Origin of the sequence: Mesorhizobium sp. M6A.T.Ce.TU.002.03.1.1 (assembly GCF_003997275.1) — a bacterium.
Taxonomy (GTDB): domain Bacteria; phylum Pseudomonadota; class Alphaproteobacteria; order Rhizobiales; family Rhizobiaceae; genus Mesorhizobium; species Mesorhizobium mediterraneum.
In genome coordinates, this window is the sequence record NZ_RZTI01000169.1 from 1 (window position 1) to 10602 (window position 10602).

The 10602-nt window shown below is 62.9% G+C and carries 8 protein-coding genes; 4 read left to right on the forward strand and 4 right to left on the reverse strand.

Annotated elements, in window-relative coordinates; translation table 11 throughout:
- Positions 1-151: 151 nt before the first annotated feature.
- The gene (locus tag EOC93_RS30150; RefSeq protein WP_127206445.1) at positions 152-1570 is read right to left on the reverse strand and encodes a DHA2 family efflux MFS transporter permease subunit; all 1419 of its coding nucleotides are present in this window, start codon (positions 1568-1570) and stop codon (positions 152-154) included.
- A 410-nt stretch (positions 1571-1980) separates the two neighbouring features.
- Here EOC93_RS30150 and guaB point away from each other — a divergent pair, with 410 nt between their 5' ends.
- Positions 1981-3483 (forward strand): IMP dehydrogenase, encoded by a 1503-nt coding sequence (guaB, locus tag EOC93_RS30155; protein WP_095485726.1) that lies wholly within the window; start codon positions 1981-1983, stop codon positions 3481-3483.
- A 25-nt stretch (positions 3484-3508) separates the two neighbouring features.
- Positions 3509-4048, forward strand: coding sequence for a hypothetical protein (locus tag EOC93_RS30160; RefSeq protein ID WP_164759332.1), 540 nt, complete (start codon positions 3509-3511; stop codon positions 4046-4048).
- A 203-nt stretch (positions 4049-4251) separates the two neighbouring features.
- Here the strand turns inward: EOC93_RS30160 and rnd are convergent, their stop codons facing one another.
- From rnd to EOC93_RS30175, 3 genes are all read right to left on the reverse strand, one after another.
- Positions 4252-5403 (reverse strand): ribonuclease D, encoded by a 1152-nt coding sequence (gene rnd / locus EOC93_RS30165; RefSeq protein WP_095485728.1) that lies wholly within the window; start codon positions 5401-5403, stop codon positions 4252-4254.
- Between the two features lie 96 nt (positions 5404-5499).
- Positions 5500-6744 (reverse strand): MFS transporter, encoded by a 1245-nt coding sequence (locus EOC93_RS30170; protein WP_127206446.1) that lies wholly within the window; start codon positions 6742-6744, stop codon positions 5500-5502.
- Between the two features lie 166 nt (positions 6745-6910).
- A complete protein-coding gene (locus tag EOC93_RS30175; protein ID WP_095485730.1) occupies positions 6911-7417 on the reverse strand; it encodes a DUF3280 domain-containing protein in 507 nt (168 codons plus the stop codon).
- Between the two features lie 247 nt (positions 7418-7664).
- Between EOC93_RS30175 and EOC93_RS30180 the strand changes: the two genes are divergently transcribed.
- Complete coding sequence (locus EOC93_RS30180) at positions 7665-8459, forward strand: GNAT family N-acetyltransferase (protein ID WP_164759333.1); 795 nt, start codon at positions 7665-7667, stop codon at positions 8457-8459.
- 198 nt (positions 8460-8657) lie between these two features.
- A complete protein-coding gene (gene aspS, locus EOC93_RS30185) occupies positions 8658-10448 on the forward strand; it encodes an aspartate--tRNA ligase (protein WP_164759334.1) in 1791 nt (596 codons plus the stop codon).
- Positions 10449-10602 lie beyond the last annotated feature (154 nt).

Sequence of the window (10602 nt, forward strand, 5' to 3'; positions counted from 1 at the left end):
CGTCTCATCCGACGCCGCCAGACCGTCCGCCAGACTCAACTGACCCAAAACACGATCCGCCATCCCGAATCTCCCTGCTCCAACCTTCACCACAGAATCACCGTTCGGCTTCTGTGCAAAGGTCTCAAGAAGGGGAGAAGGGAAGGAGCCCTCAACCACCCGGTGGGCCCACCTCCAGCGTCTTGGGCGCTGTCAGCCCGCCATATCCCGACACGGCGTTGCCGGCGTCCGGCGCCAGCCGCATGAATGACAGCGAAGCGGCCGCCGACACGGCCGCGACGATGAAGAACGCGATGTGGAAGTCGCTCAGCATCAGCCGCCCGCCATGGATTGTCGTCGACACTTCCAGGATGCCGCCGGCCAGCGCCACGCCGAGCGCGATCGACAGTTGCTGGAACACCGCGGCGATCGGCGTTGCCCTGCTGGTGTCGGCAGCCGAAATCTCGGCATAGGCAAGCGCGTTGATGCCGGTGAAGAACATCGAGCGGATGAAGCCGCCGACGAGCAGGGCGGCGAGGATCAGCAGATAGGGCGTCTCCGGCGTGAGCAAGCCGTTGATGGCGATCGACGCCGCCGCGATCAGCGAGCCGAAGATCAGCACACGGCGGAACCCGGCGACCCGGAAGATCAGCGCCGTGACGAATTTCATGCCGATGGCGCCGATCGCCGCCACGAAGGTGATCATTCCTGATTGGAACGGCGTCAGCCCGAAGCCGATCTGGAACATCAGCGGCAAAAGGAAAGGCACGGCGCCGATGCCGATGCGGAACAGTCCGCCGCCGAGGACCGAGGAGCGGAACACCTGGTTGCGGAACAGATCGAGCGCCAGCAGCGGATTCCTGGCGCGGCGCGCATGCAGGAGGTAAAGCACCGCTGATACCAGCCCGACCGCCACGGTGAGAAAGCCGGCAATCGGGGGCAAAGCGGGCAGGCTGACCACCGACAGGCCGAACACGATGCCCGATGCCGCCAGCCCGCTCAGTACGAAGCCGATGAAGTCGAGCGGCGGCGTCTGCGCCGATTCGGTTTCCGGCAGGAAGCGGGTGGCGAGCCAGATGCCGATCAGCCCGATCGGCACATTGATCAGGAATATCCAGTGCCAGGTGAAATAGGTAGTGATGAAACCGCCGACCGGCGGCCCGACGAGCGGCCCGACCAGCGCCGGAATGCTCAGCCAGGACATGGCGGCGACGAGCTCGCTTTTCGGCGTGGCGCGCACCAGCACAAGGCGTCCCACCGGCGTCATCATGGCGCCGCCAATGCCTTGCAGGAAGCGCGAAACCACGAAAGCCGGCAGCGAATTGGATACGGCGCAAGCGATCGAACCGACGATGAACACGGCGATTGCCGCGCGAAAAACGTTCTTGGCGCCGAAGCGGTCGGCCATCCAGCCGCTGATCGGAATGAAGACCGCCAGCGACACCAGATAGGCGGTCAGCGCCAGCTTGAGCGCGACCGGGCTGGTCTGCAGGTCGACGGCGATCGCCGGCAGCGACGTCGCGATCACGGTTGAATCCATGTTTTCCATGAAAAGAGCGACCGCCAGGATAAGCGGAATGGTGCGGTTCATGGAGCGCGTCCGGATTTGAATGTTCACCGCCGATTGCTTGCCGGTCCCTCGGGGCAAAGGGGGCAAGCCGACACGCAGGGCGGTTATCACGGGTCGGGTCGGATGTCGCCTTAATTTGCCGTCACATTTGTGCGACCCTGGCAGGCGCGCCAGTCGGAGCCGTGCGACGAATGGCGCAAAATAAAACCCGCCTCGGCGGCGGGTCATTGGCGCAAATCAGCACCATGAATATATTCCTAGCATAGTTGCCGTCACAAAGCAATGGTCACGAGCCCGCATACGTGCACAACCAACCGGCTTTTCATCGGCGACGGGACGTGTTACGAGCCAGCGCCAATCCTGAAAGGGAAGAAGACGAGTCGGCGCTGTCCATCCGGTCCAGCGCTTTTCATGCATTCCGAGGGCTGGCCATGGCAAAAATTATCGAAACGTCCACGGGCGCGTTGGCGCTGACCTTTGACGACGTGCTGCTTCAGCCGGGTCATTCCGAGGTCATGCCGGGCGAGACCGATATCCGCACCCGCATCGCCGGCGACATCGACCTGAACGTGCCGATCCTTTCCGCCGCCATGGATACCGTCACCGAGGCGCGCCTTGCCATCGCCATGGCCCAGGCCGGCGGCATCGGCGTCATCCACCGCAATTTCTCGCCGGCCGAACAGGCCGAGCAGGTGCGGCAAGTGAAGAAATTCGAGTCCGGCATGGTGGTCAACCCGGTCACCATCGGCCCCGAGGCGACACTCGCCGACGCGCTGGGCCTGATGCGCACCTACAGCATCTCGGGCATTCCCGTGGTCGAGAATGGCGGCGCTGGCGGGCATACGGTCGGACGGCTGGTCGGCATCCTGACCAACCGCGACGTGCGCTTCGCCTCCGATCCGGCCCAGAAGGTCTACGAGCTGATGACCCGTGAGAACCTGATCACGGTCAAGGAGAACGTCGATCAGGACGAAGCCAAGCGGCTCCTGCACCAGCACCGCATCGAGAAGCTGGTCGTGGTCGACAGCGACGGCAATTGCGTCGGGTTGATCACCGTCAAGGACATCGAGAAGTCGCAGCTCAACCCGCACGCCACCAAGGACGTGCAAGGACGCTTGCGCGCGGCGGCTGCCACCAGCGTCGGCGATGACGGTTTTGAGCGCGCCGAGCGCCTCATCGACGCAGGCGTCGACCTTCTGGTGATCGATACCGCGCATGGCCACTCGCAACGTGTCCTGGATGCGGTGACGCGGGCCAAGAAGCTGTCCAATTCGGTCCGCATCCTGGCCGGCAACGTCGCCACCGCAGAAGGCACGCTGGCGCTGATCGATGCCGGCGCCGACGCCGTCAAGGTCGGCATCGGTCCGGGTTCCATCTGCACCACCCGCATCGTCGCCGGCGTCGGCGTGCCGCAGCTTTCGGCGATCATGTCGGCGGTCGAGACGGCGCAGAAATCGGGCGTCTCGGTCATTGCCGATGGCGGCATCAAATATTCCGGCGATCTCGCCAAGGCGCTCGCCGCCGGCGCCAGTGCCGCCATGATCGGCTCGCTGCTGGCCGGCACCGACGAGAGCCCAGGCGAGGTCTACCTGCACCAGGGCCGCTCGTTCAAAGCCTATCGCGGCATGGGCTCGGTCGGCGCCATGGCCCGCGGCTCAGCCGACCGCTATTTCCAGGCCGAGGTGCGTGACACGCTGAAATTGGTGCCGGAAGGCATCGAAGGGCAGGTGCCCTACAAAGGACCTGTGTCCGGCGTGCTGCACCAGCTTGCGGGCGGCCTGAAAGCCGCTATGGGTTATGTCGGCGGGCGCGACCTTGCCGATTTCCGCGACCGCGCCACCTTTGTACGCATATCCAACGCCGGACTTCGTGAAAGCCACGCCCATGACGTCACGATTACCCGCGAAAGCCCGAATTATCCCGGCGGAGCCTGACCAGCTTGCGCGAAGCCTGACGGCAATGATGCTGCGGCTGTCCCGCCACGCCGCCGCACTCTGTTTCGTCTGCGTGGCGGTTTTCGTCGCCATGACGGCGATGGAGTTCCTGTATTTCCGCCAGTTGAGCGGTGGCCTGCCGTCGCTCGATTTGCGCTGGACCGGTTTCACCCCGGATGAAGGCATGGCCTGGCTGACGGCGCTCGGCCGGCGCGGCAGCGAGATCATCCTGGTCTGGCATTATCTGACCTTCGACCTCTTGTTCCCGGCGCTGCTGTCGCTGACGCTGGTCAGCCTGATCCTGGCCACGGGGCGGCGGCTGAAAAATTTCCGGGCGCTGTCCGCGCAGCTCCAGTCGCTGTTCGCGCTTGTCCTGGTGCTGCCCTACACGCTTGCCGATTATGCGCAGAACTTCGCGGTGGCCCGCCTGCTCTCAGATTTCCTGTCGGCCAATCCGGATTCGCTGTCCTTCGCCTCGGCGCTGATCGTCACCAAATTCGCGCTTCTGGCGATGCCGGTGATCGTCATCGCGGTTTTCCACCTGGCCGGTCAGAGAAAGCGCTGACTCCCCCTTCTCCCCTTGTGGGAGAAGGTGGCCGAGCGAAGCTCGGTCGGATGAGGGGTGTTGGAAGGATCGCGACTTTCAAGTCGTGATAACTTGAAATGATTCGATATTTTAACGCAGCGTTACTTCCAGCACCCCTCATCCGTCTCGGCGCTACGCGCCGATCCACCTTCTCCCACAAGGGGAGAAGGATGTGGCAGACGCTACAAATCGAACAGCGCGATCTTGCGCTTGTCGAACTTGATCGCGATCTCGCCGCGCACCAGTTTGAGCGCGGCCTCGCCGAACACGGCGCGCCGCCAGCCTTGCAAGGCCGGCACGTCGGCGGCCTCGCCCTCGGCGGCGATGCGGTCGATGTCGTCGCTGGAGGCCAGCACCTTCGAAGCGACGCCCTCCTTTTCAGCGACGATCCGCAACAGCACTTTCAGCAGTTCCGCGGCGGCATTGGAGCCTTCGGGCGGCTGAAAACTCTTCGGCAGCTTCGGCATGTCTTCCCTGGGCAAGGCAAGCGCGGTGTTGACCGCGCCAAGCAGCGCCGTTGCCGTCACCGAGCGTTCCCAGCCTTTCGGCGTGGTGCGCAGCTTGGCGAGTGCTGCCGCATCGCGCGGCGCCTGCTGCGCCACCTCGTAGATGGCGTCGTCCTTGAGCACCCGGCCGCGCGGCACGTCGCGTTCGCGCGCCTCGCGTTCGCGCCATGCGGCCACCGCTTGCACGATCGCCAGCTCCTGCGGCTTGCGCAGCCGCATCTTCAGCCGTTTCCAGGCGTCCTCCGGGTGCGGATCGTAGGTCTCGCGCGCGGTCAGAACTTCCATCTCCTCGTTCAGCCAATGGGCGCGGTTCTCGCGCACCAGCTCGGCGCTGAGGTGCTGGTAGACCTCGATCAAATGGGTGACGTCGGCAAGCGCGTAGTCGAGCTGCTTCTCGGAAAGCGGCCGGTGGCGCCAGTCAGTGAAACGTGAGGACTTGTCGAGCCGGGCGCCGGTTATCTTCTGGACGAGCTGGTCATAGGAGACGCTGTCGCCGAAGCCGCAAACCATCGCCGCCACCTGGGTGTCGAACACCGGATGCGGGACCAGATCGCCGAGATGAACGATGATTTCGATGTCCTGGCGCGCCGCATGGAAGACTTTGACGACGGCCTCGTTGGCCATCAGCCTGAAGAACGGCTTCAGGTCGATGTCGGGTGACAGCGGATCGATCAGCGCCGTCACGCCGGGCGCCGCCATCTGGATCAGGCAGAGGATCGGCCAAAAGGTCGTCTCGCGAATGAATTCGGTGTCGACGGTGACGAAATCCGACTTTTCGAACGCGGCAACAGCGGTCTCGAGTTCTTCTTGGGTGGTGATGACGTGCATCAAATCGCTTTTGGCAAAGGGTAAGGTCTCCTTCAATTTCAGCCGCGCGGGCTTTCGTCAAGCGGCAGCCCCGGGTTCAAGACGTATGGGCCGTCATCATTGCTTCGCAGGCCCATTGGAATCATCATTGCGCTTGGCCAGCCGGGCGAAGACCGTCGATGTGCGCAAAAGGCCGATGAAACGGCTGCGATGGCCGGCCGGCACGCCGGATCGCACCTGCATCCGGTACAGGATGACGACGACAAAGATGGCGTAGACGGTCGCGGTGAACACGAACAGCGCGCTTGGCCCGAAATACTGCATCGCCGTCGAGGCGGCAAACGGCCCGCCAATGGCGCCGAAGGAATAGAACAGCATCAGCGCCGCGTTGATCAGCACGAACTCGCCCTTGTCGGCGCGGTCGTTGGAGTGCGCCGCCGATAGCGAGTAGAGCGGCATGGCGAAGCAGCCGAAGATGAAGACGATCACGAAGTTGAGGGACGGGTCGCTGCGCGCCCAGAACACCAGTGCCAGCGATGCCAGCAGCGCGCAACACGTCGTCATCAGCAGCACGGAACGCCGGTCCCAGCGGTCGGACAGATAGCCGAGCGGGTACTGGATGATGGCGCCGCCGAAAATGCCGACGCTGACGAAGGTGACGACGTCGGTGACCGACATGCCGATCTGTTCGGCATAAACCGGCGACAATGTGCGAAAGGCGCTGTTGGTGACACCGACGGCGATGCAGCCGAAGCAGCCGAGCGGCGAAATCCGCCAGACGCGGGCCAGGTCGAGCTTGACGTCTTCCGGCGGAGTCGGGTTGGAGCGGTCGCCGAGCGACACCGGCACCAGCGAGAGCGTGATCATGATCGACATGATGGCGAAGATGGCGAAACCGCCGGCGCCGAAGATCGGGATCAGGAACTGTGCGCCTGTGACCGAACCGATGTCGACCATCCGGTAGATGGCCAGCACCCGAGCGCGGTCCCTATTGGCGACCCCGGAATTGAGCCAGGCTTCCATGATGGTGAACAGGCCGGCGAAGCAGAACCCGCCGGCAAAGCGCACTGCGCACCACATAACCGGATCGACGACCAGCACCAAAAGCAATGTCCCCGCCGAAGCGATCGCCGCCAGCGCGGAGAAGGCGCGCACATGGCCGACGGCCTTCATGATGTGGGTTACGGCGAGGCAGCCGAGCAGGAAGCCGGCGAAATAGAACGTGCCCATCAGGCCGATGGTCGAGGCCGAAAACCCCTCCTGCGCGCCGCGCAACGCGATCAAGGTGCTCTGCAGTCCATTGCCGCCGAGCAGGATGCCGGCGGCAATAAGGAGTGGGATCAGCGGGCGCATGGAGGACATGAAGGAAGGCCTGTCGTTGATCCTTCTTGAACCATCGCCTGCGCCAATGCCAGCGGCAATTCCCGGCGATTAGCGGGCCAGCACCGGCAATCAGTATCTCAACTAGAATTTTGGCTTTGGGAGCGGTCTTTCGTACTCCCGACGGCGCACTGGGGTGGCTGTCCGCCTACCGCAGGATTCTGTTTGTCATCAGCCATCTCACGGAGCGGGGCCACGCGTAGTTCGGACCCATGCGAAGATCGGTAAAGCCTTGCAAAACAGCTTTCCCGGTTTCAGCGTCGAGGATGCGAATGAACATAGTATGCTCTGTTCGGTTGACGCGCGTCACGACGCCGAGCAAGGCAAGAGACGCGCCGTGCTCTTTGGCAATTTTGCCTTCACAGCCCCCGCAGTTGCGTAAGCCGTGCGGCGCACCCGCCTGCTCATCCCTCGCTGGCACATCAACGACTGTAAAACGTCCAGACTTGGAGAGCATGTCCTTCGCCATTTGTGCCGACTCGGACAGATAGCGCCTATCGTGTTCATCAGGAGGAATTATTCCTGCCCCAGCGCTCTTGTCCTCCAATTCGAAAGGAAACACCTCGATTGACATCGGCTTTGTCTGCTGAGCGTGCGCAAATGTGCAGGTGCCGACAAGCAGTGTCATCAGGACAGTCAATGTGCGAATGCGCATGGTAGTCCTCACATCAATGGACGGCCATTGTACACGGCTTGATCACCCTAATCACGATCAAAGCAGAAGATAGCAGTCGCCTTCCGTCAGCCGCGGCGCGTAGTCCGCTTCGGAACGGGCGATGCCGAAAATCTCCTGCGCGCCGCGCCATACCCTGAAGGAGCCGGGCTGGTTCCAGCGGGAACCAGCTTGGCTGTATTCTATCGTGCTTGCTATACTCCATCGGGCACGTCACAGGGGGCTTCCCATGTCAGGCTATTTCGGCACAGAGGTTCAGCAACGCCTGCAAGCTCAGGCTGAGGCGAGTGTCGACTTCATCAATGTGACCCCCGGCGCGTGCCAGACCGGGCGCACTATGGGGTGCGATGATCCCGACCGGTTCGGGTGGGAGCTGATCGACAAGATCCTCAATCGCGACGGCATCTGCGGCTTTCGTATGATACCAGCAAGCAAGGCGGATGAGCTCAAGTCGAGATTGGCCAAGGGGGGCTTCCGCTACGATACCTGGGACGTTTTCTTGGCCGACCAGGCAAGTGCCCTGGCGGCGTCTGAGGCAATTATCGATCAGGGACTGCCCGACGGACTTCTCGATCAAGACAAGCCGACCGAGCCGGATGATGAGTATACGGCTCGCATCCAGGCGTTCATGGCGGCGTCGGGCGTAGTGCCATTTTCGGGGTCGCTGCTGGCCGGAACGGTGGGACCGGCGACGACAGTAGTGGTGGGCGACAAGACGGGTACCGTCGCGGCAACCGCGCATGGCTACTTGGCTCACAATTCCTACAGCACCTATCACCGATATGCGTGGGGTGGACTGGTTGCGGTCGCGCAATCGCAGAGGGGCCGAGGGCTCGGCAACCACATCAACGCTCGCATGATCGTCAGTGTGTTTCGCGATCTGCATGCGACGCACATCTATGAGCTCGTATCAGCCTCGAACGTACCGTCCCGGCGAATGGTGGAATCATGCGGGCTTCGTCGCGATCCCGCTGTTGTGTGTGGGGTTGCTACGCCTGGCGATAGTGCGCGCTTCACCCGCTGACCGCCATGGGCGGTCGATGTTGGATCGCAGCTTATTCCGAGCGATGATCGCGTAGGGCGAGAGCCGAAGTCCAACCTGAGATGCTGCCCTAGCGCCGTCTGCCTTGACAAAGGCGGCCTCTCATGTGCTTTTCGCGCAAATTTTCGGGCCAGGCCATCATGCCTTGGCCGCAATCAACATCCGGACTTACCAATGACAATGCATCGTTACCGCAGCCATACCTGTGCCCAGTTGAGGAAGAGCGACGTCGGCTCTTCCGTTCGCCTGTCTGGTTGGGTGCATCGCGTTCGCGACCATGGCGGCCTCCTCTTCATCGATTTGCGCGACCACTATGGCCTGACCCAGATCGTCGCCGATCCGGATTCGCCGGCCTTCAAGATTGCCGAGACCGTGCGCGGCGAATGGGTCGTCCGCGTCGACGGCGAGGTCAAGGCGCGTCTGGCAGAGACCGCCAACGCCAATTTGCCGACCGGCGAGATCGAGGTTTTCGCGCGCGAGATCGAAGTGCTGTCGGCGGCCAAGGAATTGCCGCTGCCGGTGTTCGGCGAGCCGGACTATCCCGAGGACATCCGCCTCAAATACCGCTTCCTCGACCTGCGTCGCGACACGCTGCACAAGAACATCGTGGCGCGCACGAAAATCATTGCCGAGATGCGCAAGCGCATGGGCGAGGTCGGCTTCACCGAATTCTCGACACCGATCCTGACCGCTTCGTCGCCCGAAGGGGCGCGCGACTTCCTGGTGCCGTCGCGCATCCATCCCGGCACTTTCTACGCGCTGCCGCAGGCGCCGCAGATCTACAAGCAATTGATCATGGTGTCGGGCTTCGACCGTTACTTCCAGATCGCGCCGTGCTTCCGCGACGAGGACCCGCGCGCCGATCGCCTGCCGGGCGAATTCTATCAGCTCGACCTGGAGATGAGCTTCGTCGAGCAGGACGATATCCTGGCGACCATGGAGCCGGTCATGCGCGGCGTGTTCGAGGCCTTTGCCGCCGGCAAGCCGGTGACGCACGAATTTCCGCGCATCGCCTATGACGTCGCCATGCGCAAATACGGCACCGACAAGCCGGACCTGCGCAACCCGATCGAGATGCAGGCCGTCTCCGATCATTTCCGCGATTCCGGCTTCAAGGTATTCGCCAACATCCTTGCCAACGACCCGAAGGCCGAAGTCTGGGCCATTCCGGCCAGGACCGGCGGCTCGCGCGCCTTCTGCGACCGCATGAATTCCTGGGCGCAAGGCGAGGGCCAGCCGGGCCTCGGCTACATCTTCTGGCGCAAGGAGGGTGAAAAGCTCGAGGGCGCCGGTCCGCTCGCCAAGAATATCGGCGAGGAGCGCACCGAGGCGATCCGCCAGCAACTCGGCCTTGCCGATGGCGACGCTGCCTTCTTCGTCGCAGGCGACCCGAAAAAGTTCGTCTCGTTCGCGGGCGCCGCACGCACCCGCGCCGGCGAGGAGCTGAACCTTGTCGACCGCGACCGTTTCGAACTTTGCTGGATCGTCGACTTTCCCTTCTTCGAATGGAACGAAGACGAGAAAAAGATCGATTTCGCCCACAATCCGTTTTCCATGCCGCAAGGCGGCATCGATGCGCTCAACGGCGAGGATCTGCTCGGCATCAAGGCGTTCCAGTATGACATGGTCTGCAATGGTTTCGAGATCGCCTCCGGCGGCATCCGCAACCATTTGCCGGAGACCATGGTCAAGGCGTTTGAGATCGTCGGGCTGGATCGCGACACGATTGAGGAGCGCTTCGGCGGCCTCTATCGTGCCTTCCAGTATGGCGCACCGCCGCATGGCGGCATGGCGGCCGGCATCGATCGCGTCGTCATGCTGCTGGTCGGCGCCAAGAATCTGCGCGAAGTGACGATGTTCCCGATGAACCAGCAGGCCTATGACCTGTTGATGAGCGCGCCGTCGGAAGCCAGCCCGCAGCAGCTTCGCGAATTGTCGCTGCGCGTCGCCGTGGCCAAGAAAGAGGTTTAAGAATCTCCCGCAACCGATTCTGTTTTTTCACAAAAAAGCCCGGTATCGCGCCGGGCTTTTCGCTTCAAGGGACCGTTCCGGTCAGTCCTCGTTCGCCTTGACCGTCACGCCAAGCGTCTTCGTCAGGTCCACCGGGTTGGACATGGCGCCCGCC

What these genes read in the sequence shown, in the direction of transcription:
- EOC93_RS30150 (WP_127206445.1), bottom strand. Translation starts at nt 1,570, where the DNA reads ATGAACCGCACCATTCCGCTTATCCTGGCGGTCGCTCTTTTCATGGAA.
- guaB (WP_095485726.1), top strand. Translation starts at nt 1,981, where the DNA reads ATGGCAAAAATTATCGAAACGTCCACGGGCGCGTTGGCGCTGACCTTT.
- EOC93_RS30160 (WP_164759332.1), top strand. Translation starts at nt 3,509, where the DNA reads ATGATGCTGCGGCTGTCCCGCCACGCCGCCGCACTCTGTTTCGTCTGC.
- rnd (WP_095485728.1), bottom strand. Translation starts at nt 5,403, where the DNA reads ATGCACGTCATCACCACCCAAGAAGAACTCGAGACCGCTGTTGCCGCG.
- EOC93_RS30170 (WP_127206446.1), bottom strand. Translation starts at nt 6,744, where the DNA reads ATGTCCTCCATGCGCCCGCTGATCCCACTCCTTATTGCCGCCGGCATC.
- EOC93_RS30175 (WP_095485730.1), bottom strand. Translation starts at nt 7,417, where the DNA reads ATGCGCATTCGCACATTGACTGTCCTGATGACACTGCTTGTCGGCACC.
- EOC93_RS30180 (WP_164759333.1), top strand. Translation starts at nt 7,665, where the DNA reads ATGTCAGGCTATTTCGGCACAGAGGTTCAGCAACGCCTGCAAGCTCAG.
- aspS (WP_164759334.1), top strand. Translation starts at nt 8,658, where the DNA reads ATGCATCGTTACCGCAGCCATACCTGTGCCCAGTTGAGGAAGAGCGAC.